This window comes from Burkholderia sp. Tr-862 (assembly GCF_011753085.1).
Classification (GTDB): domain Bacteria; phylum Pseudomonadota; class Gammaproteobacteria; order Burkholderiales; family Burkholderiaceae; genus Burkholderia; species Burkholderia ambifaria.
This window is the reverse complement of sequence record NZ_VWWG01000082.1, coordinates 1-24,138: the sequence shown is the minus strand read 5'-3', so window position 1 is coordinate 24,138 and position 24,138 is coordinate 1. Positions and strand designations below refer to the sequence as shown.

The 24,138-nt window shown below is 67.1% G+C and carries 15 protein-coding genes; 6 read left to right on the top strand and 9 right to left on the bottom strand.

Annotated elements, in window-relative coordinates; genetic code table 11:
• Positions 1-5: 5 nt before the first annotated feature.
• From F3J14_RS21060 to F3J14_RS21050, 3 genes are all read right to left on the bottom strand, one after another.
• Entirely contained in the window at positions 6-566 is a 561-nt protein-coding gene (locus tag F3J14_RS21060) for a GNAT family N-acetyltransferase (RefSeq protein ID WP_006754410.1), read from the bottom strand.
• Between the two features lie 308 nt (positions 567-874).
• Complete coding sequence (locus F3J14_RS21055) at positions 875-1,795, bottom strand: recombination-associated protein RdgC (RefSeq protein WP_166724670.1); 921 nt, start codon at positions 1,793-1,795, stop codon at positions 875-877.
• Between the two features lie 516 nt (positions 1,796-2,311).
• On the bottom strand, positions 2,312-2,821 hold the full coding sequence (locus F3J14_RS21050; protein WP_166724669.1) for a hypothetical protein: 510 nt from the start codon (positions 2,819-2,821) through the stop codon (positions 2,312-2,314).
• A 556-nt stretch (positions 2,822-3,377) separates the two neighbouring features.
• Here F3J14_RS21050 and F3J14_RS21045 point away from each other — a divergent pair.
• Positions 3,378-4,439 (top strand): hypothetical protein, encoded by a 1,062-nt coding sequence (locus F3J14_RS21045; protein WP_166724678.1) that lies wholly within the window; start codon positions 3,378-3,380, stop codon positions 4,437-4,439.
• 86 nt (positions 4,440-4,525) lie between these two features.
• On the opposite strand, the gene F3J14_RS21040 is transcribed toward F3J14_RS21045, so the two are convergent.
• From F3J14_RS21040 to F3J14_RS21030, 3 genes are all read right to left on the bottom strand, one after another.
• On the bottom strand, positions 4,526-5,563 hold the full coding sequence (locus tag F3J14_RS21040) for a succinylglutamate desuccinylase/aspartoacylase family protein (RefSeq protein ID WP_166724668.1): 1,038 nt from the start codon (positions 5,561-5,563) through the stop codon (positions 4,526-4,528).
• Positions 5,564-5,810: 247 nt separating this feature from the next.
• Entirely contained in the window at positions 5,811-6,086 is a 276-nt protein-coding gene (locus F3J14_RS21035; protein ID WP_166724667.1) for a hypothetical protein, read from the bottom strand.
• Positions 6,087-6,341: 255 nt separating this feature from the next.
• Entirely contained in the window at positions 6,342-7,892 is a 1,551-nt protein-coding gene (locus tag F3J14_RS21030) for a sensor domain-containing diguanylate cyclase (RefSeq protein ID WP_166724666.1), read from the bottom strand.
• A 392-nt stretch (positions 7,893-8,284) separates the two neighbouring features.
• Between F3J14_RS21030 and F3J14_RS21025 the strand changes: the two genes are divergently transcribed.
• From F3J14_RS21025 to F3J14_RS21015, 3 genes are read left to right on the top strand one after another with little or no spacing between them, the layout of a single operon-like run.
• Positions 8,285-11,161, top strand: coding sequence for a molybdopterin cofactor-binding domain-containing protein (locus F3J14_RS21025; protein ID WP_166724665.1), 2,877 nt, complete (start codon positions 8,285-8,287; stop codon positions 11,159-11,161).
• Positions 11,158-11,853: a (2Fe-2S)-binding protein gene (locus tag F3J14_RS21020; RefSeq protein ID WP_166724664.1), complete on the top strand. Its 696-nt coding sequence runs from the start codon at positions 11,158-11,160 to the stop codon at positions 11,851-11,853. The genes F3J14_RS21025 and F3J14_RS21020 overlap by 4 nt, the downstream gene beginning before the upstream one ends.
• Complete coding sequence (locus F3J14_RS21015) at positions 11,850-13,112, top strand: cytochrome c (RefSeq protein WP_166724663.1); 1,263 nt, start codon at positions 11,850-11,852, stop codon at positions 13,110-13,112. The genes F3J14_RS21020 and F3J14_RS21015 overlap by 4 nt, the downstream gene beginning before the upstream one ends.
• 92 nt (positions 13,113-13,204) lie before the next feature.
• Here F3J14_RS21015 and F3J14_RS21010 read toward each other — a convergent pair whose 3' ends face one another.
• A complete protein-coding gene (locus F3J14_RS21010; protein WP_166724662.1) occupies positions 13,205-13,366 on the bottom strand; it encodes a hypothetical protein in 162 nt (53 codons plus the stop codon).
• Positions 13,367-13,583: 217 nt separating this feature from the next.
• Between F3J14_RS21010 and F3J14_RS21005 the strand changes: the two genes are divergently transcribed.
• A complete protein-coding gene (locus F3J14_RS21005; protein ID WP_166724661.1) occupies positions 13,584-14,063 on the top strand; it encodes a hypothetical protein in 480 nt (159 codons plus the stop codon).
• Positions 14,064-14,247: 184 nt separating this feature from the next.
• On the opposite strand, the gene pal is transcribed toward F3J14_RS21005, so the two are convergent.
• Positions 14,248-14,739 (bottom strand): peptidoglycan-associated lipoprotein Pal, encoded by a 492-nt coding sequence (gene pal, locus F3J14_RS21000; RefSeq protein WP_166724677.1) that lies wholly within the window; start codon positions 14,737-14,739, stop codon positions 14,248-14,250.
• Positions 14,740-15,094: 355 nt separating this feature from the next.
• The gene (locus F3J14_RS20995) at positions 15,095-16,351 is read right to left on the bottom strand and encodes a porin (protein ID WP_166724660.1); all 1,257 of its coding nucleotides are present in this window, start codon (positions 16,349-16,351) and stop codon (positions 15,095-15,097) included.
• Positions 16,352-16,997: 646 nt separating this feature from the next.
• Between F3J14_RS20995 and F3J14_RS20990 the strand changes: the two genes are divergently transcribed.
• A partial coding sequence (locus F3J14_RS20990; RefSeq protein WP_166724659.1) for a DUF4781 domain-containing protein occupies positions 16,998-24,138 on the top strand: 7,141 nt, incomplete at its 3' end.

The window sequence follows — 24,138 nt, the reverse complement described above, 5'->3', positions numbered from 1 at the left end:
GCGGTTCAGCGCGGCAGCACCGGTTCGGGGAGCGGCGCCCACAGATCGGCGAGCGTCGACGTGCGCGACGGATCGGCGAGATCCTTGCCGAAGCGCAGGTGGAAATACGCTTCGGGGTCGATCGACGAATCGAACAGGCGCGTATAGCCGGTGCGGTCGTACAGCGCCCACGCTTCGGGCTGGCGAAAGCCGGTGGTCAGGTACACGCGTCGATAGCCCTGCTGCGCGGCGCGCTGCTCAAGGGCGTCGACGATCACGCGTGCGAGTCCCTGGCGGCGCAGGTCCGCGCGGGTCCAGATGCGCTTGAGTTCGGCCGTCTGCGCGTCGTAGCGCTTGAACGCGCCGCCGCCGATCGTTTCGCCGTCGCGCAGCAGCAGCACGAACGCGCCTTCGGGCGGCGCGAACTGCTCGGCAGGGTAGCGCGCGAGTTCGTCGCGGGCGGACGCGCGGCTGTCGGGGCGGTACGCGTCGTAGCGCGTCGCGTATTCGTCGATCAGCGCGTCGATCAGCGGCTGGGCGCGGACATCGAGCGGTGTCGTGTCGATGATGCGGTCGTTCGTGGCCATGGGCATCGCGAAGGGCGCGCGATGCGGACATTCCTGGCGGGGGCGGGGCACACGGCCCGTCCGGTCGGTTCCGTTATCGCGACGCGGTTGTCGTGATGACGGCGGCCGCTCGGTGTCCTGCGAGACATCCGGCGTGCCGCCGCCGTTTGGAACACGTTAGCGGCGCGGCTGGCAAAGGCGAACGAAGCAATTGCGATAAGGATTTCGCGGGTGGTGTAAGAAGGCTTGCAGGCGGAGTGGGGTGGGGCGAACGGGCGTCAGCGCGACGCCCCGCCGTCGCGGGGCGATGGTCCGCGACGACGACGGCGTCAGGCTGCCGCCTGAAGAATCGAGTCGTGCTGATCGCCACCCAGGATATCGACAAGATTGGTCAGCATCCGCCCCAATTCCCCCGTCATCAGCGTGACATCCGAATCGAAGCGTTCATCGTCATTTTGCGCAGTGGGATCCGCCGCCTCCTTGATCACGTCGAGCGGCGTGACACGCTTGATCGTCAGCGACGGTGTCAGCACGAACGAGATTCGGTCCTCCCAGGTCATCGCCAGGCGCATGCATTGTTTGCCGGCTTCGATGTGCCGGCGCATGTCGTTCGCTTCCAGCGCGTGGCCGACGTATCGCACCGTGGCGCCACCTTGGTCGCTCGAGCGCAACTCGGCGTCCTGGTCCACGGTGAAGCCGCCCGGCGCCTCGCCGGACAGCAGCCAGTCCGTCATTGCTGCCACCGGCGAACGGGCCACATGAACACCGGCGAGCGGCAGCGAGTCGATCGATTTGACGAGCAGGCTGCGAACGTCGTCGGCAAGTGCCTGTGCAGCCGCATCGATGACGAGCCAGCCGTTCGCCGTATCGATCCACACGCGGGTATCGCGACGAATGCTGAACGCGCGCGGCAGCAGTTCGTCGGTAACCTGCTCCTTGAGTTCGCGCAGTTGTTTCCGGCCGACCTTGAAACCCTGCTGCTCCTCGACTTCAAGCGCACGCGCTTTGGTTACTTGATTGACGACCGATGCCGGGAGCAGCTTCTTTTCGGCACGAAACAGCAGCAGCATCTGCCGGTTGATCGAATACACAAGCGCGCCGTCGTCACGCGGCGAAGCCCATCCGACGCTCTGCATTTCGACGCTGCTGCCCGGCTGAAACGCGTAAGGCGCCAGCCATTTTTCCATCTGGTCGGGGGTCACGGCCCAAGGTGCCGGAAGACGGTGAAGCTGAAGATTCTTGAACCACATAGGGGTACGGGCAAAGCGCGTCATTCTATATGACGGTGACGGTTCCCGGCCAATTTCGATCGTTCGACAACATCGCGAAGATCGCCGGCAATCTCGCGGATGTGCGCGACTTGCTTTGGCCTACCTCAAGAAAACCGTGAAGTAAGTTTCTCTTTCCGAGAAGGAATCCAGACGTGATAAAGGCCATTCTTTTATTACCACGGGGTATTGGTTTTTGAACATGCTTTACGATGTGTCGGAATAAGACTCGAAGAGAGCATCTTCATCGACAACCCTCTGGAAAATCTGATTTCACCAAGCGCGCTTGGCATGAGTGTGGTTTTCCACGACGATGAAAAAACGATGTTGGGAAACTGATCGCCACCCTCAGGAACGTGTTCCACATCCAAAAACTGGGGCGTTGTTGCATTCAACGGGCGTACCTCGGCCGCCTGCGATTCGGTGCGTCGTGCCCACAGGCAGTGACGATGGTGCGCCGAATCAGTCAATCGGCGCACCATCGAAGCCTGGGTCAGGTCATTTCTTGATGAAAGAATCCTGGGGGACCGGAACCGGGCTCCAGATCTCCGCATCCGATGCGTTTGCCGAGAATGTCCAGATGGGCGTGCCCTTCGCGACCGTTCTCCACTGGAGGTCGAAGACAAGTTGCGAATTGGTCACGTTTTCGATGTAGCCCGATTGCGTGTCGTCCGATTGCGGGTCGAATTGCCATTGCTGAGAGGCCGACGCGTGGTTTTTCACGTAGGTGTTCAGGACAAGGTATCGCTCGTCGGATACCGTTCCGCAGTCGATGGCGAGCGTGGGGTCGCTGTGCAGCGTGATTCCGCCATCCGCTTGGAAGTCCCACTCGGTATACAGGTGGTCCGTAGTGGCGGGAACGAGCACCACCCTGTTGCCTGTGACGCGATCGGTGACGCCGATGACCCAGCTGGTATCCGCCGTGTAATAAATTTTTGCCATTTTTTCCTCTGAGGGGTAATTGGATGAGTCGATAAATGAATGCTTCCTTCCCGACAGCAGCCTCACACGGAAATCATCCTTGCCACAAGACCCTTGATGTATCTGCATATAATCGACGAAAAATCGTCGGCGCTTTATTGGCAAGGTTTGAGGATGGGCTTCTGCCTGGGATAAACATTAGGCCCGTCACATCGCTGAATCAATTACATGCGATTACACGACAGGATGGCGTTGTCGCATAAATCGGGCGAGCAAGCGGCCGGCTGACGTTTACGCACAACAGCCGGTCCGGCAACCTTTTTATCAATCCAGGTTTGCCATCCGCGTGGGCGTGCTGAACCGCATGGCGGACCTCGCACGTCCGCAATCCGTTCGTATTGCCTGAAATCATGACCATCGGCCTTACCTCGTCACTACGCCCGATTAATGCAACAACGCCGAAACTGGAGTGACACGCAGGGCCGTTGCGCGAATGGCCGCTGTTGGGCGAACGGGCGGCCCGTTCAAGGTCGACATGCAGCATCGGAGCGGCGCCGGGCTGAAATCGACGAGAAAGAGCCGATTGATGGTTGTATCGAGATTGGCGACAATGAATGCCATTCCAACAGAGGGCAAAAAAATAATGATGAATTCCGGCGACGGCCTGACCAGTCCAGCACGGCTCCTGCGACTCGCGTCATGGGTAATTGCGATCATCTTCGCGGTCTTTCTGAACATGCTCGGCAGTCTTGTGATCCGCGACATGGCGTTCGCGCCGAGCGGCGGTCCGCCCGTCATCGAGCAATTCGCTGATACTCAGGCAAAGGCGCGGCTGGACGCGGCGCGGCGCCGTTTGCAGGCGCAGCACGACGCGCTTGTCGAGAAGGCCGACACAATGGAAGTGGCGCGCGGCCGCGCCGCGAAGGAGTACGCGGCCGAGAAGGAAAGTTTCCGCAACTGGCTGGCAACCCGCTCGGTGACAGGAGACAGCGCGAGGAACCCGGACATTCTGGCCAGAACGCACAAGCTTGATACGCTCCAGGCCGTGGTGGTCAACTGGCAGCATCAGATCGATGCGATCGGCGACCAGCAACGGGCACTGAGCGCGCAGCAGACTCAATTGAACACGCAAATCGCCGAAGCGGACGCAGCAGCCGAACGGCGCTTCGACGAGGCAACACGGCACTACGAGATGCAAGTATTCGGGCTTCGGCTGGCGCTGACGTTACCGATACTGCTGGCTGCGATCTGGCTGTTCATCCGCTACCGCAAGGTGCGCTACTGGCCTTTCGTGTATGGTTTCGGCCTGTTTGCACTGAGCGCGTTTTTCATTGAACTGGTTCCGTACCTGCCGAATTTCGGCGGCTATGTCCGGGTTCTGGTCGGCATTGCACTCACGGTATTCGCCGGCCTTTACATGATGAAGGCATTTCAGCGCTATGCCGAACGCAAACGGCTCGAATTGCAGCAGGATCAGGGTGCACGCGCGCGCACGATCGGATACGAAAAAGCCGTTCGGTCACTCGAAAAAAAGCGCTGCCCGTCATGCGACAAACAATGGAATCTCGGCGGCGACGATTCCACGTTCTGCGTACATTGCGGATTGCGGCTTTTCAATGTATGCGAATGCGGCGGCCGGAATTTCTTCTTCTTCCCGCATTGCCATCAATGCGGTGCTGCGCAGGGAAATGAGTCACCCGGCTGACGGTCCGCATATGCACTGGCGCCGGCGTACGACGGTTGTGACGCGTTGTCGATATCCTTCGCGGGGGCGGGTTGCGCCAGTCGCGCTCACGCGATGACACGCGGCGGCGTCGACGCCTCCGCCAGCTGAAACAGGCAATCGCCACGCTGCACCTGCGCCGGCACGCGCTTGCACACCACTTCGCCGTCGCCCTTGAAGCGATGCAGCACCGGTTCGCGCAGCGGCGTATCGGGGAAGTGCACCCACGCGGCCGGCTGTCCGGCCTTCACCTGGTCGCCGAGTTCGACGAGCGGTTCATACAGCCCGCGCTCGTACGCATAGACGAAGTGGCGATCGCCGTCGACGCGCAGGAAGCGCGTGACGGTCGGCGGCGCGTCGGGCACGAGCGCGCCGCGCAGCAGGCCGATATGGCCGAGGTAGTGCAGCAGCCCATGGCGGCCGAGCCGGATCAGCGACGGATCGGCCATCCCCGCACCGCCGAGTTCGGTGACGATCGAGATCGCGCCCTGCCGGCGCGCGGCCGATGCCGAATGCACCGGGTTCGGCGCGTGCAGCAGCGCGTTCGGCAACCCGAACGCGACGAGCAGCCCGTTGAGCTTCTCCGCCTCGTCATCGTCGAGCGGGTCGATCGCGAGCATGTTGCCGCCCTGGTACAGCAAGGAGCTGCCGCCCGAATGCAGGTCGACCAGATACTGCGCGCGCGACAGCAGCGCATGCTCGATGTAGTGGGCGATCATCTGCGTCGGCGTGCCGGTGGGGTCGCCGGGGAAGCTGCGGTTCAGGTTGCCCTCGTCGAGCGGCGACACGCGCAGGCCCGCGTCGGCCGCGGGGAAATTCGCCATCGGCAGCAGGATCAGCTGTCCGCTGACCATCTCCGGTTCGATCTCGCGCATCAGCTGCGACACGATGATCTGGCCTTCGTATTCGTCGCCGTGATTGCCGGCCATCACGAGCGCGACCGGGCCGTCGCCGTTGCGGATCGACGCGATCGGGATCGGCAGCCAGCCGTACGCGGAGCGATGCACGGAATGCGGCAGGCGCAGGTAGCCCGCATGCTTGCCTTGCGCATCGAGATCGATTTCGCAGTGGATGGGATTTCGGTGTGAGGAAGAGGAGGCGGTCATGGCGACATCGTTCGAAGAACGGGAGTCTGCCATCTTATCGGGAAACGACCGTCGCGCGGCGGGCGCGGTGCAGGCGATGCAGGGCACCGTCAACCGGCCCGCACGCGAAGGCGCGACATGCGCAACCGGAGCGGCCGCGCGCGATGTTGCAGCGCTGAAACGCATGCCGGCGTGCGAGCCGGTGGCCAGCGCACGTCGGGTTGCGCGTCAGCCCCTTGTCGCGACAGGGCCGGCGCGCCTGATCGCGTCAGCGACCCGACGTTTCAGCTTCGATACGGCCTTCTTCCCACAGCGCCCAGAAACGGCTGCCGGCGCGATACGGATTCGCGCGCCGCGCCGCGTGATCGGTGATGCCCTGGCGAAATGCGCCATACAGCGTCAGCGGCGGGCTGTCGACGCACGCGGCTTCACGGGCGGCGGGCGGGCGGTGCTCGGAGACGAGCCGGCGGATCAGCGCGGCGCCATCGATCACGTCCGGTTGATCGATCGTTTCCGTGCGGCTGAGGACTTCGACGGTATTCATGTTCAGGCTCCCCGACGTCGTGTTTCCCAGTCAAGGAGCAATAAGAGTGCCAGCGATGAAATGCCGTGCACCGCCGCGATCGTGCGGGCTTCTGCGGCGAACGTGGCGCGCGGCGCGGGCCGATGTTACGGAACACGTCACGTGACATGGCCGCGCGTGGCGAAACACATGCGCACATGCGCCGGCCCCTGCAACGCGTTTCGGAAATGAATCGCGGGGAGCGAACGCAGATGCAGGGACGCGCGGCGCGCTCGCTCAGCTCGCGGTCGCGGGCGCCATGCGGCGGCTTCCCGCCGAATAGAAACGGTAGATCCCCTTGCCGCCCGACTTTGCGTCGTACAGCGCGCTGTCGGCCTGCCGGATCAGTTCGTCGGGCGAGCCGTGTCCGTCGTCGAGCGCGATGCCGATGCTGATTCCGAGGCTGACGGTCGCGCCGATCGACAGCGTGTACGGCGCCGAAATCTGCCGGATGATGCGCGCGGCGAGGATCGAGCACGCCTGCATCGTCGTGTGGTCGATCGCGACGACGAACTCGTCGCCGCCGATGCGAGCCGCCAGCTCGCCGGGCGGCAGCGTCTTGCCGAGCCGCTCGGCGACCTGCGTGAGCACTTCGTCGCCGGCCTGGTGGCCGAACCGGTCGTTGATCGCCTTGAAGCCGTCGAGGTCGAGATACATGACGGCGAGCGCGGGGCTCGGCAGGCGCGGCCGATGCGCGAGCCTGCGCCTGAGTTCCGCATGCAGTTCGTGGCGATTCGGCAAGCCGGTCAGCGCGTCGTGCCGCGCGAGGTGCCGGATGTGCTGCTCGGCGCGGCGGCGCGTGGTGACGTCCTCGACGATGACCACCGCGTTGCCGTCCGGGACGCGATGGCGCGTCAGTTCGAGCTGGCGACCGTCGGCGAGCGCGATGTCGAGCGGCGCGGGTTCGTCGCGGCTCAGCCAGACCGCGCACTGCGCGGCGAGGCCCGCCTGGCCGGGATCGGTCACCGCGTTCGCGCCGAGCGCCGCGATGACGTCGGGCAGCGGGGTGTCCAGCATGATCTCGCGCGGCGAGCCGAACAGCTGCGCGGTGCGCCGGTTCGCGACGATCACGCGGCTCTCGCCGTCGATCATGCACAGGCCGTGCGGCATGTAGGTGAGTGCGGCATCGAAGCGCGCGACGAGCTCGGCGTTGCGCTGGCGCGCGGCAATCAGCGCGACCAGCACGCGGTAATGGCGGTCGACGACCGTGCGCATCGCCGCGAGATAGATCACGAGCGGCGGCAGCAGCAGCCACGCGCCGGGCCGATGGGCCAGCAGGGCGCCGACGCCGATCGGCAGCACGCCGAGCGTGACCTGCGTCATCGCGAGCCGCGGCAGCGCCGAATTACGCGACGCAATCCCGCCGAACACGCCGCCCGCGACCATCACCGACAGCGTGCCGAGCTCGAAGTCGGACGCATCCATGCAGCCCATGACGCCGAGACCGAGCACGAAGCACGCGGCGAGCGACACGGGTGCATAGTGCCGCGCCCAGTATTCGGCGCGATCGTCGCCGGCGGCACGGCGTACCGCATACGCGCGTGCGATCGCGAGTCGCGCGGCGAGCAGGCCGACGTCGACGACGAGCCACACGAAACACCAGAGTTGCTGCAGACGGATCAGCGCGATCGCCGCGACGAACGCGCTGGCGACGCCGGACAGCGCCATCGGGCGCAGGTCCTCGAACAGCGTGACGAGCATCGACGGACGCAGTGCGTCCGTCACGCGGTGATTACCGCAGGGGGGAGTGGCGAGAACGGCGTTCAGGAGGCGCGCCTTGACTGCCATGGCTCTTTTGACCTCGACACGATGCGATTCATCGCCGATAGCCCCGCGCGGCAGGTGGCGGGATGACCGGCGAGCCGGATGCGCACGACATTACCATGAAATATCGGCCGCGCGTGCCGTGCGGGGGGCGTCGGCGGGTAGTCGTAAACCACGCTTGCGAGCGCCTTGCGGATTCGCCGGTGCGCGGGCAGGATCGTTGCCAACGGGACGATGTCGGGCGGCCGCCGCGACCGGGCGCCGCAGCCCGTCCGAATCTCGTTATAAGAAATTCAATAAGTATTTCATGCGAGAACGACTATAGGCGATATATCCAAAACAATGCCAGAATGCGCGCCGCTCCGAACGCCGCGACACCCGATCGCCGTACGAGCCGCATCAGGAGGTTCCCCCACATGCAAAACCACGGCCTGTCACGGCGGGGTTTTCTGAAAGCCAGCGTGCTGGCGGGCGTCGCGGTCTACGTCGCGCCCATCGGCAGCCGCGCATTCGCGGCGCTCTTCGAAGAAAAACTCCTCACCCCGGTCAAATGGGATAGCGTCACCGGCATCCCCCAATTCCGCATCGACGGCATCGCGAAGGTCACGGGCTCGAAAGTGTTCGCCCGCGACGTGCGCGCGGCCGACATGCCGCACTGGCCGCAGCAGCAGTCGCACGCGCTGATCCTGCGCGTCACGCAGGCCGACCGCCTCTACGAAGGCTTCGACCTGTCGCTGCTCGGCGACGAACTGAAGCCGGACCGCGTCGTCACGGCCGACGATCTCGCGCGCGACGGCGTCGCGTTCCCGACGTTCTACGGCGACGACATGCTGTTGCCCGCCGGCAAGACGCCCGCGTATCTCGGCCATGCGGTCGCGATCCTCATCTACCACGACTTCGCGCGCTTTCGCTTCGCGAAGAACGCGCTCAAGTTCCGCGACGACGTGATCCGCTACGGTGCGGTCACGGGCCCGCTCGAGCGCGATCCGTGGGGCACGTTCCGCTACGTGCGGGTGGGCGGCAAGACGGCTTACGACGACGATGTCTACTCGAGCCTGAAGGACGCGCCGATCTTCCCGAGCATGATGCGCAAGCACCTGCCGGTCTGGCCGGACGGCAAGGAACACGGCAAGCTCGACGAGCAGGGGATGTTCCTGGCCGGCCAGATCGCCGCCGAACTCGATCGTCCGTCCGCCGACTGGCTCGTGTTCGACCGCGAGTACAACACGCAGTCGGTCGATACCGCCGCGCTCGAACCCGACAACGCGAACTGCTGGTACGACGCCGCGACGCAGTCGATGCATCTCGTCGTGCCGACCCAGTCGCCGCTCGAAGTGGCGGAGAATGCGGCCGCGATGGTCGCGAAATGCCGCTTCCCGGTGAAGAAGCTGTTCGTGCATCCGTGCTACACGGTGGGCTACGGCTCGAAGGATCACTGCAACGTGCCGTTCTACGGCCTCGTCTGCGCGCTGTACGCGGACGGCCGTCCGGTGCGGTTCGCGAACGACCGCTACGAGCAGTTCCAGACATCGCTGAAGCGTCACGCGTTCAAGATGCATTACCGGATCGCGGTCGATCGCAACACGGGCCTCCTGCAGTCGTTCAAGGGCGACTTCGAGGCGAACGGCGGCGGGCGCTCGAACTTCTCGCCGTCGGTCGCGATGGTCGGCGCGACGGCCGCGCAATCGATCTACTACTTCCCGAAGAGCGACCTCGCGGCGGTCGCGATCGCGTCGCGCGCGATCGACGCCGGCTCGGCCCGCGGCTACGGCACGCTGCAGAGCATGGCCGCGACCGAGATGGCCGTCGACGAAATCGCCGCGCAACTGAATCTCGACCCGATCGATTTCCGTCTGCGCAACGCATTGCGTTCGGGGATGAAGAACACGCAGGGCGCGATTCCCGCCGGCGCGCTGCGCGTCGAGGAAGTGCTGGAACGCGCGAAGCAGCATCCGCTGTGGACGCGTCGCGCGACGCGCAAGGCCGAATTCGAGGCCGCGAACCCCGGCAAGCGCTACGGCGTCGGCTTCGCGTGCGTGCAGAAGGATTTCGGCACGGGCGCCGAGGCCTCGTTCGCGAAGGTCGAATTCGACGAGAACGGCAAGGTGTCGCTGCATCACACGGCCGCCGAGATCGGCACCGGGATGTCGACGTCGCAGGCCGTCGCGGTCGCGAAGTGGCTCGGCCGCCCGGCGACCGACGTGCGCGTCGCGCTGACCGAATGGCCGGACCTGCCGGTCGAGACGAGCGGCGATCCGTACCTGATGTCGCAGGCCGACCAGGATCGCCTGAGCGCGAATCCGCGCTGGTCGCCGAGCTATGCGTCGCCGTCGAGCGCGACGAACTCCGCGTACTACTTCACGCACAGCACGCGCGAAGCCGCGCGCGCGGTGTTCCGCTACGGGCTGTGGCCGGCCGCGATGTCGATCTGGACGCGCGGCCTCGGCGGCGGCCAGGCCGCGCCGTACGCGATCCGCATCGAGGACGCGCGCTGGGTCGACGGCAAGCTGACCGCCGACGGCCTCGAGCCGCTGACGTTCGAGCAGCTCGCGAAGCAGGCGCATGCGCTCGGCCTGCCGACCGGCGCCGTCGTGCACGTGTTCAACCGCTGGCAGTGGACCGACGCCGAGTTCGAAGTGGGCGGCATGGTCGATCGTCTGCCGGTCGACGGACTGTCGTTGCGCGTCGGCGCGCCGAAAACGGGCGACGCCGGCCCGCTGCCGGGCACCGCCGCGCCGGCCGGCGCGACCGCGATGCGCGGCACGCTGGCGCCGACCGCGAACGGCTACTGCGTGCTGGACCGCAAGCGCGTGTTCATTCCGCCGACGAGCCGCAACAACGCGGCCGTCACGTACTACACGGCGGTCGGCACGCTCGTCGAGCTGGCCGTGCACGAAGCGACCGGCAAGGTCGAGCTGCTCACGCATCACTCGATCATGGAGTGCGGCAACCAGATCTCGCCGCAGCTCGTGTCGGGCCAGCTGCAGGGCGGCCTCGCGATGGGCATCGGCCATGCGCTGCACGAGGCGCTGCCGCTTTACGAGGACGGCCCCGGCAACGGCACGTGGAACTTCAACCGTTACCCGCTGCCGCGCGCGACCGACGTCGCCGTGTGGTCGCAGACGGGCGACATCCTGCCGCCGCTGTCCGAGACCGATCCGCCGAAGGGCGTCGCCGAAGTGGTCATGATCCCCGTCGTCGGCGCAATCGTGAACGGCATCGCGCACGCGATCGGCCATCGTTTCACCGATTTGCCGGTGACCCCGCAAAAGATTCAGGAGGTGCTCGCATGACGACCGCCCAAACCGCGGCTTCGGCCGCGAGCGCCAGCGCGGCTGCGACCGCTGCATCCGCGCCGAACGCGGCTTCGGCCGCCCCGGCATCCGTATCGGCCGCGCCCGCTGCCGCGCCGGCCGCCGTCGAGCGTCCGCTCGTCCGGTTCCAGCAGAAACCGCTGTCGGTGAACATCAACGGCAAGTCCGTCGGCCCGATGCAGGTGCCGGAAGGGCTGATGATGATCGAGTTCCTGCACGAGTACGCGGGCCTCACCGGTTCGCGGCTCGGCTGCGGGCAGGGCGTCTGCCACGCATGCGTCGTGATCGTCGACAAGCCGGACGGCACGAGCGAGGAGATGCGCACCTGCATCACCGGCGCGCACTTCTTCCACGGCCGTTCGATCCGCACGATCGAGGGCCACGCGAAGCGCAACGACGCGGGCGAGGTGGTCGAGTTGTCGCCGATCCAGCAGAAGTTCCTCGAGCACTTCAGCTTCCAGTGCGGCTACTGCACGCCGGGCTTCGTCAATGCGGCGACGGTGCTGATCGAGCGCCTGAAGCGCGAGCCGATCGCGAAGGCCGACGTCGAGCGCACGATCACCGACGCGCTGAACGCGCACCTCTGCCGCTGCACGGGTTACGTGCGCTACTACGCAGCCGTGAAGGACGTGATCCTGACGACGCCGGGACTCGTGAAGGACGCCGCATGAAACGCACATTCGCTCATCGTGCCGTGCGGGCCGCAGGCTTGCCCGCACTCGCGGCCGTCTGCGCGCTGCTGCTCGCCGCCTGCGGCGGCCATGACGCGCCGGTCTCGAGCGCGGCATCCGGCGCGCCCGGCGCCGATCAGGTCGCGCGCGGCCGCTATCTCGTCAAGGCCGCGGACTGCGCGGCGTGCCACACCGCGAAGGACGGCGCGCCGTTCGCCGGCGGTGCGCCGCTCGAATCGCCGTTCGGCACGTTCTACGGCTCGAACATCACGCCCGACAAGGATCACGGAATCGGCAGCTGGAGCGCGGGCGATTTCTACGCCGCGCTGCACGACGGCAAGGCGCCGGGCAAGCGGCTGTATCCGTCGATGCCGTACACGTCGTACCGGCAGCTCACGCGCGCCGATAGCGACGCGATGTACGCGTACCTGAAGACGGTCAGGCCGATCGCGCAGGAAAACCGCGCGCACGCACTCAAGTTCCCGTACAACCTGCGCTTCGGCATGGTGTTCTGGGACATGGTGTTCCTGAAGGACAGCCTGCCCGACGCGTCGAGCGGCCGGTCCGCCGACTGGCAACGTGGCCGCTACCTGGCGGGCGCGCTCGGCCACTGCGCGGAATGCCACACGCCGCGCGCGTTCACCGGTCAGCTCGACGACGCGAAGCCGTTCGCGGGCGCCGCGCTCGGCCGGGTGGCCGCGCCGGACATCACGCCGGCCGGCCTCGCCGCGCGCGGCTGGACGGGCGCCGACCTGCAGACGTTCTTCGGCGTCGGCATCGCGCCGCAAGGCTCGGCGTTCGGGGAAATGTATCCGGTCGTGCACCTGAGCACGCAAACCATGACGAAGGACGACCTGCGCGCGCTGTCCGTGTACCTGCTCGGCGATACGCCGCCGGCGCCGCAGCCGGTGAAGCCGGTGTCGGCCGACGCCGCGCAGCTCGCGGCCGGCCGCTCGGTGTATCTCGCGGTGTGCGCGGGTTGTCACGGCTTGAACGGCGAAGGCAAGCCGCACGTGGCGGTGCCGATGAACGGCAATTCGACGCTGCGTCAGGGCGACTCGCGCAACCTGCTGGTCGCGATGCTCGACGGCATCGACGAGCAGAAGTTCGCCGGCTTCGAAAACCTGCAGCCGATGCCGGGTTTCGCGCATACGCTGAGCGACGACGAACTCGCGCAGCTCGCGAACTACCTGCGTGCGACGTGGGGCGGCCAGCCCGCGAACGTCACGCCGGCCGACGTGAAGGCCATGCGTCAGTAAGTCGTGCGGCGCAGCGGGGCGCCGCGCGCGAGGCGGCCGGATTCCGGCTGCGCTCGCGCGCGACGCTCCGCCCGCACCTGTCCGGCGGCGCTTCAGTAGCCGCCACCACCACCTCCGCCTCCGCTGCCACCCGCGCCGCCATACCGGCTCATGCCGGCTCCTTGCGATACACCGCCGCCCGACGACGTACATCCCGCCGACAGCACCAGCATCAGCGCCGCGAGCAGTGCCGCGGCCAGTCTTGCCGATTTCATTTCACTCTCCTTGCACCGCGCAGGCCGCGCGGCCGCGTGGTTCGCATGAACCGGCGCCGCGCGAAGACGAAACGTTTCCGGCGCGCGGTTTATTCCATGCTTTTTGCGTATCGGCACGGCTCAAGTGTGCGTCTCATGCCGGTGCCGGATCGGCTGCCCGGCACGGCGGCTTGGTACACTCCGGCTCGCCGCCATTCCGATTCCCACGACAAAAACCATGAGCGCCACTCGCGAGCGTCCGCCGCGCAAATCATCGAGCCCGTCCAATCCGGTCGTGTTCGGCTGTCTGTCATTTACCTTCGGCGCGCCGCTGGTCGCGGCGCTCGTGTGGCCGGCCGTGATGCTGGTTGCATGGTCCGTGATCAACGGCCCGCACTGGGAGACGCTCACACTCTGCGCAAGCATGGTGCTGTTGATCCTTGGCGCGTCGTTCTTCCTGGGCTATTTCCTGCCGGCGACGCTCGCGGGCGGCATCATGGGCGCGATCGGCACGCGCATTCGGCGGCGCTGGTTCGTGCTGCTGGGCACGATCGTCGGCACCGGTCTGATGGTCGGTTACGTGCTGCTGCAGTCCCATCTGCTGAACGACGGCGAAATCGGCGGGATCAACGTGATCGCGATACTCGATTCGTTCGTGACGTCGGCCGTGATGTCGCACTGGCTGCATCGACGGCTCGAACGCTCACGTTCGAGTTGAAGCGTGTGCCAGCGGGCGCCGTGCGATCGACTGGTGACGGCCGGGATGATGGCGCGCATGAACCGGACGAACCGAGGTCGCACGGCAACGCGCAGCCGGGGCGGGCGGGGCGCCCCGGCGACTCGCTGCATGAAAGGCCAAGGGTGATGCGTGGCCGGGATGCCGCCGTCGCGGCGGCATCCCGTCAACGATAGACGAGATCGGCGCGGCGATTCTGCGCCCATGAATCTTCGTCATGGCCGGGCGCGACCGGCTTTTCCTTGCCGAGGCTGACCGCTTCGAGTTGCGTCGCCTGAACGCCGAACGTTTCAAGCGCACTCATCACCGCTTGCGACCGGCGCTGGCCGAGCGCGAGGTTGTATTCGGACGTGCCGCGTTCGTCGGTGTTGCCTTGGATCAGCACGCGGCGCGACGGGTGGCTGCGCAGGTAGTCGGCGTGCGACTGCAGCAGCGACTGGAATTCCTGCTTCACCGAGTACTGGTCGAAATCGAAGTAGACGCTGCGCTTGGCAAGCGGGCTGTTCGGATTGTTCAGATCGTCGGTCGTCACCGTGGCGACCGCTTCGCTCGACGGCGCCGGCGCCATGCCGGCATTCTCGGGCGTTTTCGCCTCGTGGTGACAACCCGCCAGCAGGGCGAAAGCTGCCAGGACCGCAAATCGGTTCGTTTTGCTCATTGTGCGTCTCCTGCGGTTGACTGCGAGGAAGGCGTCGTGCGTGCCAACCGGCAACGTCACGAATCCGGCCGAGATGACACGAAAGTGCCGGCTTCCGTGCGCAATGCGATGCGCTTTCGTAAGCCGGCGATGTGTCATATGAAAGATTGTCTCGGCCGGAACGCCGAATTCACGGCGCCGCTGCAACTAGATTAGGAAAAATGTCACAGCGTGACCAGTTTCTCCGTCTATTTCACGCAACAACGAGGCAGGACGCATTCTTGCTTGCGCGGGCGCCACAGGATCCGCTGCGAAGCGTGATGCGCGATTTGTGATGCGCGATTTCGGTGCGGGCGCATCGAGCTTGGCCGGGTCGTCAGAACTTGTGCCGCAACCCGAGCGCGACCACCAGCTGGTTGCTGCTGGCGGACGGCGTCATCGTCCAGACGGTCGCGTTGAACGCGGGATTGCCGTTGCCGCCGCTCACGCTTTGATAGACGGCTTCGAGATACGCGTCCGTGCGGGTCGAGAGCGCATAGCCGGCCTGCGTGACCACGTGGTTCCATTTCGGGCGCGTCTGGCCGGTGCGCGTGTCGAATCGGCCCATCGTGTACGTGTACGCGGCGGACAGGCTGAACGCCGGCGTGACGAAGAAGCGGCCGTCGACCGTGAAATTGTCGAACACCAGCGATTCACCCTTCAGCGGCGTGATGCCGCCGCCCTGGAGCACGCCGCTCACGCCGTCGGTGGCCGAGTGCGACCACGCGGCGCCGACCGAATGCAGGCCGAACGCATAGCGGCCGGCCATGGCCCAGATCTGCTGGTTGCCGCCCGTGATCGTCGCCGAGCCGTCGACCGTGCTCAGTGCGCCGTCCGGGTTTGGCGCGTTGCGGTCGCGGCTGATCTTCAGGTAACCGGCGCCGAGCTTCAGCGGTCCGTTCGCATACCCGAGGCCCGCGCTCCAGACGGCGTTGTTCGAGAACGCGCCGGCCGTGTTCGAGAACCCGTACAGCGCGCCGAACGTCAGCCCGCGATACGTCGCGCTCGTGTACTTCACCGCGTGATTGATGCGCAGATTGCGGTTCGAGTCGTCGTTGTCGTACGGGTGCACCGCGAGGTTGCCGCCCCAGCCCGGGCCTGACGCACCGAGCGGCGTCACGAAATCGAGGATCGGGTCGTACTGGCGGCCGAACGTGAGCGTGCCGGCCGTGCGCGAACTCACGCCGGCCCATGCCTGACGGCCGAACATGTCGACGCCTTTCTGCGACAGCTTGCCGGTCGTGCCGGAGAAGCCGTTTTCGAGCGCGAAGACCGCCGCCGTCCCGCCACCGAGATCCTCGCGGCCGCGCAGCCCCCAGCGCGATGCGTTCAATGCGCCGCTCGTCAGCGCGACGCTGCCGCTGCCCGGCGAACCGGCGCCTTGCGTACGCTGGTGGGTGGCATAGGTGATCGACGTGTCGATCAGGCCGTATAGCGTCACGCTGCTCTGTGCGTGCGCGACGCACGGGATCAAGCCGGCCACGCAGGCGGCAATCGCGGTCGCGGGGAGTGCGCTAGTGCGGTGGCCGCGACGGACGGCATGCGCCGCGGCGGCGCGCGCGCGGGCGCGCTGGCCGATTTTGTAGGAATACATAGGATTTTTTATCGTTGGTCTCCGGCCCGATCGCCGGTGGGTCGCGTCGGCGCGCGGGCCGACGAATCGAGCGGCCATTATTGGAGATCGTGCGACCGTCGATTAAGGCGCTGCACAGGAAAGGTCCTCTGCGAAATCGCATGGAATCGCGACGTCGCGGCGCAGCCGGGGTGCGGCCAGCGCGCGGGGCATATGTACGGATGCGTGTGCGAGTTAGCGGCGGGCAAGCGGTAGTGCGGCGTCGGCGCCGCCGCGCCGATACGCGGCACGAACCGCGATCGCCCGCGCTTCGAGCGCGTCCGCGGAGAGCGCCGGCCGCAACCGGACGGCCACGCGCGGCAGCGACGCAAGCTGGTTGCGCAGGCAAACGATCGCGTCGCGGCATCGCGCGGATCATGGGTTGCCGGTGGAACGCAGTATGTATTTATGACGCACACCGACACAACCGGCAAATTTTTCCGCTGGCAGCCATCATCGGCCGAACGCCGGCGCGTTCGTAGCAAGAGTCTCCCGGCGCCGCCGCAACCCGGCCGGCGACTACGTAATGCGCGACTTTTTCACCCGCGAGCGTTCGGCACAATGGACCATTGCGCGTGGCTTGCCTGCCGCTGTGCCGGCCCGTCACGCATGCCGCGGGAGAACGGACATGGTGTTGATGGCAGTGGGCGGGGGCGGGCCGGTCAGCGTGCCGCAGCCGCAGAATGACGACGATCCGGCGCCGAAGAACGGCACCGGTGGCACCCCGCCGGCCCAGACGCCGGAACAGCAGGCCCTCGCGGCCGCGCAGGCCGAGACGCAGCGCCTGCTCCAGCTCGCCCAGGCCGAGATGGCGACGCTCAAGCGCCTGCACGACCAGGGCGCGTCGCAGGCCGACCTCGACAACCAGGTGAAGAAGGCCGAAACCGCATGGGGCGCGGTGCAGGCGGCCGTCGAGAACCAGATGCGCGTCGCGGCCGACGGCGGCGGCGACACGGACAAGGCGATCGCCGGCGTGGCCTCGGATCTGCGCAATGCGTCGCCGAAGGATCCGGTGCTCGGCTCGGTGCTCGACGACGCGCAGAAGGCGGTGTCGGCGGAATCGGCGCCCGAGCGGGCGACCAACGTGAAGGCGTTCCAGTTCGCGATGGCGTGGCAGAAGGACCAGGACGCGAACGCCGACGTGCAGCGGTACAACGCGTTGCCGGGCGGCATTCGGCGCGCGGATCCCGACACCGGCGCGCAACTGCGCGAGGCCGCCGGCACCGCCGACACGAATGCGAACAACGCGTACACCGCACTCACCACCTCGTTGCGCCACGAATACAGCACGTCGGCCGCGACACTGCGACTGAACAACGCGAAGGCCGATTACGCGGCGTGGCAGAAGGAGCCGGGCGGGCTGCGCCGCGCCGACGAGGCCGACATCACGCAGGAGCTGTCGCAGGCGCAGAGCCAGTACGACAAGGTCGTGACGGGTGGCGACGACACCGCGCTGACCTACGTGACGGCCGACGAGCAGAAACAGGTCGTCGCGTCGGTGAAGCAGAATCACGACGGCATGTGGTACACCGGCCTCGTCGACGCGCTGGGCGAGGAGAGCCAGCTCAAGCGCACGATCGCGACGATCAATCCCGACGATCCGTCGCTGTCGCCGCAGATGAAGCAGCTCGCGCAATCCGATCCGGTCACGTTCGCGCTGCTGCAGGACACCGGTGTGAGCGTCGACCCGAACGACCCGAAGCTGTCGACGCAGGAGAAGGCGCTCGCGCAGCAGAATCCGCTCGCGGAAGCGTTCGTCAAGATGACGGGTATCAAGGTCAACACGGACGGGCTGAGCGATGCGGACGCGAAGGCGCTGAACGCGAAGATCGACCAGGCGGGCGGCGTGTTCGCGTATGCGATGGCGCAGGCTCAAGCGCAGAAGAACAATCCCGGTTATCAGCAGGTCCAGACGTTGCTCGCGGCGGCGCCCGAGGTGCGGCTCCAGTACACGAAGCAGCAGGTCACGCAACTGATGCAGAACCCGGACAGCAATCCCGGTGCGGCGCTTCAGGTGCTGAAGACCAACATGGACGCGTCGTTCTCGCTGGACGAGCGCCAGGCGCTGTGGACGCAGGCCGGCCAGCCGCATTTCAACGCGAGCTTCATCCATTCGCAGATCGATCCGCTGATGCAGAAGCCCGATTCGCAGGCGACGGATCAGGCCAGCATGCAGGCGCGTGCCGACGGCAGGATGAATGCCGACAAGGCCGGCAAATGGATGCAGGACATCCTCGCCAATGCGCCGCCCGAATTCGCGGGCGTCGTGCTCGACACCGTCAAGAAGGATTTCGGCAACAAGTGGACGCAGTCGAACACGGGCACGCCGCAGCCCTACGGCGACGGCATCGAGTTCTACAAGGGGCTCAGCAAGGCGGTCGGGCTCGCCGACCAGCAGCCGACCGCGAGCGGCGTGCCCGTGCAGCGCGAGGACGACGTCGCAAGCTGGCTGCTCGACGACAAGGGCAACGCGAAGACGCTGATCTACACGCTGCGCGGCAGCGACGCCGGCTACGGGTTCGACGGCGTGCGCCAGGCGCTGTCGTCGGGTGTCGATCCGGCGTTGTCGAAGTCGCTGCTGTCGAAGATGCAGAACGACGACCGGTTCCGCTCGGGTTTCGCGAACGACTTCCAGCTGCGTTACGACCAGGGCACCAAGAATGCTCAGAACAAGCAGCAGAAGGAAACCGCCAACGCCAGCTACAAGCTGTTCCAGGCCGATCCGGACAAGCAGCTGAAGGCGTATTTCGACGACTTCCAGAAGAACCTCGGCGACAAGTCGTATACGTTCACGACCGGCTCCGACCAGATGACGAACTTCGTCGGCGCGGGGCTCGGGCTCCAGCCGGACGACCCCGGCGCCGTGCCGACCGACCGGAATGACGTGCCGTCGATGGCGCTGCTCGAGCAGTTGATCGTGGGCAACGGCCAGCTTCAGAACGGTACGGCCGTCAACAGCCGCTCGCTGTACGCGCAGAACTCGGCCGCGACGCAGATGATCCAGGCCGTCGTCGACCAGATCCGCAAGGTCGGCGGCGATCATGCCGTGGTGTCGCTGGTGCCGATCTACTACGTGTCGAAGGAAACGGGTACCGCGCCGAGCGCACTCTTCAAGGTGCAGGTCGACGGCCATCCGGACCAGTACAAGCTGATCGACGATCGCGGCTGGAAGTACGACACCGTCGACGATTACCAGCACAACAACGCGCTGTCCGACGACGGCAAGCTGTACGTGCCGAAGAGCCTGACGACCGATTCGGCGACCGGCGGTTTCTCGCAATACGAGCCGATCGACGCGCACAAGACGGAGTGGTATCAGCACGCCGAACACTACCTCGAGATGGGCACCGGCATTCTCGCGGCGGCCGGCGGCGCCGTGCTGGTCGCGAGCGGCATCGGCGCGCCGGTCGGCGGCCTGCTGCTCGGCGCCGCGTGGACGGCGGTCGGTGCGGGCATGGCCGTCGGCGTGCCGGCGGCGATCGCCGACTTGAAGAACCTGAGCGATCACGGCCAGTCGACCGGCTTCGGCAACGCACAGGCGCGCGGCGACTGGATCAGCCTGATCGGCAGCGGCGCGGGCATCGCGGGCGGCGGTCTCGGCGTGGCGGCGAAGTCGCTCGCGGAGGCCTCGTCGCTGCTGCGTACAACGGGGCAGGTCTCGGACCTGCTCACGGTGGCTTCGCGCGGCGACGGCGTCGCCGCCGACATGGCCGGTCTCGGCCGTTTCACGCAGGAAGCCGACGCGTTCCAGTCGCTCGCGCAGACGACGGGCCGCGCGTCCGGCGTGCTCAATGTGTCGGGCGGCGTGGTCGGCGGCTACCAGATGCTCGACCAGGGTGCGTCGCTGGTGAAGAACTGGGACGCATTGTCCGAATCGGACCGTGCGCAGCAGTTGCTGAACCTCGGCATCGGCGTCGCGCAGATGGGGCTCGGCTCGCACACGCTGATGGAGCGGCCGATCCGCGCGATCACGAAAACGCCCGCGCCGTCGACGATTCCACGGCCGGCCGCGATCCAGGTCGTCGACACGATGTTCGCCAACGGGCTGGCGAACCAGCGTCTCGCGGTCGGCGAGATCGGCAACCCGTGGCAGCACGCGGAGGACCAGGCGCACAGTTTCGGCGAACCGGCCGACGACGGCGGCACGGTCGCGCCGGCCGACAAGGGGCTGCGGGCGCGCTTCTCCGATTGGCTACGCGCGCGCCGCACGCAGGGCACGCCGGACGACGGCGCGATCGCGTTGCGGCTCGCGCCCGACGGTGAACCGATCGACGGCGCGGCGACGCCGGCCGTCGCCGACGCACTGGCAGGCGAGGGTGCGTCGTCGCAGGCCAAAGCCGGCGTGCCGGCCAACGGCGCGCACCCCGCGTCGTGGGAGATTCCCGCGCGTATCGCGGCCGATCGGGCGATGCTGAGCGAAGTGGTCGGGCGGATCCTCCAGAGCGGCAATCGGCTCGAGGACGTCGAGTACTACGTGTATGCGCTGGAGGATGCCGAAGGCAACGTGCGCAACCCCGAGGAGGACGGGCTGCCCGCGACCGAAAAGGGCAACCTGCTCGACGACATGAACGCGGCGAAGGCGGACGAGCGGCGCGCGAAGGCGGCCGACGATGCGGCGGCGCGCGCGGCCGCTGCGCCGGATGAGGACGGCACGATCGGCGTGACACGCTACACGACGTACCACGACGCGCTGATGGTCGGCGCCGACGGCGTCGCGGGCGGCCGCTACCGGATCGCGCTGGTCGATCAGCGAGCGCTCGCCGCGGACGGCACGGTGCCGCCCGAAGCGGTCGTCGGCCATGTCGGGCTGACCGACGCCGGCGATGCGTTCATGTTGTCGATGAACGATGCGTACGACCGCACGCTGCGCGTGGTGTACCCGCGCGGCTTCGATCCGCAGAAGCCGCTGATCCGCAGCGAGGACGGGCGACGCGTCGACGTGATCAACGCGCCGTTCGGCATGAGCGAAACCCAGTGGGCCGCCTATCCGCGCCGCGAGGCCGACCTCGCGATCTATTCGAACAACGCGGGCCAGCCGGAGAACCGGCTGCCGCCGGGCGAGCGTCCGCTGATGCCGGTGCCTCCCGGCTACTTCGCCGTGTACGCGCACGCGTGGGCCGATGCATTCGCGAGCGCGACCGGCAAGGCGATGAGCGCGGAAGACATGGCCGAGATGGTGCGCCAGAGCGGCTGGGACGGCAAATCGCCGGTGATCCTCTATGCGTGCGGCGCCGGCTCGCGCGTGAGTCCGCTCGCGCAATTGCTCGCGAACGTGCTGGGCGTCGACGTGTACGGCGCAAGCGGCTTCGTCGCATGGCGTTCGCCGCGCTATCGCACCGACGGCAGTCCCGATTCCGGTTATACGAGCGGCATCCTGATCGAGCCCGGTGCACCCGATCGGGACGGCGTACCGGACCATTCGGTCAGCAGCGGACCGCGTACCTACCGGTTCTCGCCGGCGCTGGCGGTCATCGACCAAGGCGCGCATCCGGTCAACTGGAGCGGGGTCGCGCCGCGCCCGGTGTCGAATCAGTGGGGCGGCAGCGCGACGGCGGGCGACGTGCGGGTGCCGCTCGGCGTGTATGTGTGGCGCATGTTGACGAAACGCGGGTCGATCATCAATCCGCGCAGCGGCCGTTCCGCCAGCGCGCTCGAGATGACGCACGCGCTGGAGGATCTGGCGTGGAAAGGCTATACGCCGGGCACGCCGATCGCGCTGGATGGGCCGCGCAGCGGCGCCAATCCCGAGTTGCTGCAGGAATTCGCGGACCTGATCCAGGCGCCGGTATTCGGCCGGCTGGGCGACGACGATATGGCCGGATGGTGGCGCGCGCTGCCCAATCCGAACCGCCGGCTCGCGCGCTTCCAGATCGAACCCGACGTGAACGGCAAGTTCTCGCCGGGCCGCGCGCAGCCGGTTCGCGTCAATCCGCTGGAACTGCGGCCCGTGCCGGGTTCGAGTGTCGTGAACCTGCTCGGCCACGCGACCGCGCGGCAGTTCCTGAAGGTGTCGGGTTTCGATATCGTCGAATCGCACGGCACGAAGCCGAGCGACGTCAGCTGGGACAGCTCGATCGCCATCATGAATGGCAAGACGATCGCGCCGAAGGAGTTCGCGCGCAGGCTGCTGGAGGATCCGGCCTATACGGAAGGCAACGGCGTGCTGCTGACCGGCTGCTATCTCGCTTCCGGCGGTTATTCGTTTGCGCAGGAGCTCGCGTATGAACTGCAGGCGCCGGTGATCGCGTCGATCTCGTCCAACTCGGTGCGCGGCACCGGTGCGCTGGAACTCTATCCGCTCGACGACGATATCGGCGTGCCGGCGCACGATCCCGACGTCGCGACGCGGCTCTATCTGCATGTGCCCGAAGCGCCCGATGCCAGCGACCCGCCGATGGTGTTCGCGCAGCGCGGCGGACCGGTGGCGCGCACGGCCTCGCATGGCGATGCGCCGGTCGAACCGGTGCGTCCGATCGAAGCGCAGATCGATCCGGACGCGGACAGCGGGCGGCGCGGCGCCGGTGCTGCGCCGGGCGATGCCGGTCGACAGGGCGTGACGCCCGGCGGGCCCGCGCATCCGCGGCTCGCGCCCGAGCCGGACGCGGGCGAACCGCCGGTCTACGAGCCGACCCCGCTCGTGGAAGTCGGGCCGGGGCAGATCTTCACGGCGGACGAATGGGCCGCGCGCACCGAGCAGGTCGCCGAAGCCGAGGCCGAAGACGCCCTGTCGGGGAAAACGCAGAAAATCTATCCGCCGACCAGCCGCGTCTATACGGACCGCAAGATCGCCAACGGTGGTGTGGTCACGACGACGATACATGGCAAGTCGGTGCTGCAGCCCGGGTTCGACGACGTGACCGGCGTCGACGCGACGCAGCATCCCGAATTCCTGCGTCCGGCCGACACGCTGCTGATACCGCCCGACGATCCGCTGCATCCGATCGGCGCGCGCGGGCTGATGTCGCCGCCCGGTCATCACGTGGTGTTCGGACACGGGATGTCGGCCGACGCGATGGTGGGCCCGGACGGCCGGCCGCTCACGCCGCACGAGCTGGCCGAGCGTGTCGCGCCGCATCTCGAGCCGGAGCAGGACGTCACGCTGTATTCCTGCTTCGGCGGATCGAACAAGCACGATCCGCTGCGCGTGGCGCCGGGCCAGGTGCGGGCCGCGAGCACGACGTTCGCGGCGGCGCTGGCCCAGCGTCTGTCCGAGATCACCGGACGGCCGGTATCGGTCTGGGCGCCGCCGGACATCCTGCTCGTGGAACGCGACGGTTCGGCCACCGTGCGCGGAACGCGGCTGACCGGCCAGGTCGACAGGGATCGTCTGCCGATGCAAAGCTTCCGCGGCGACCCGGCGCGCGCGGGCCGCCCGGCGCTCCCCGCAGGGCCTCGCGCGGAACCGGCGCCGACGACCACCCGCACCGCGTCGCGCCCGATCGCGGATCCGCCGCCGCGCCCCACGGTGCCGCGCGTGGCCGATCCGACGTTTGCCGATCCCGACTACGACTTCACCGCGATTCCGGACGACACGTTCGAATCGGTCACGCTCGACCATCCGTTCCGCACCGCGCTGGCCGACCGGCCGGGCGTGATCGGCGACGCGGCGCGTGTGACGCAACCCGGCGGCACCGTGAGCCAGCACTGGCCGAGCTATTTCCTCGACGGCGCCGAACCGACCCGCGTGATCGACGACGTGATGCAGGCGTTCGACGCGGCCGGGCTGACCAACCTGCGCGTCGAATTCGTGACGCGCGACGGCAGCATCA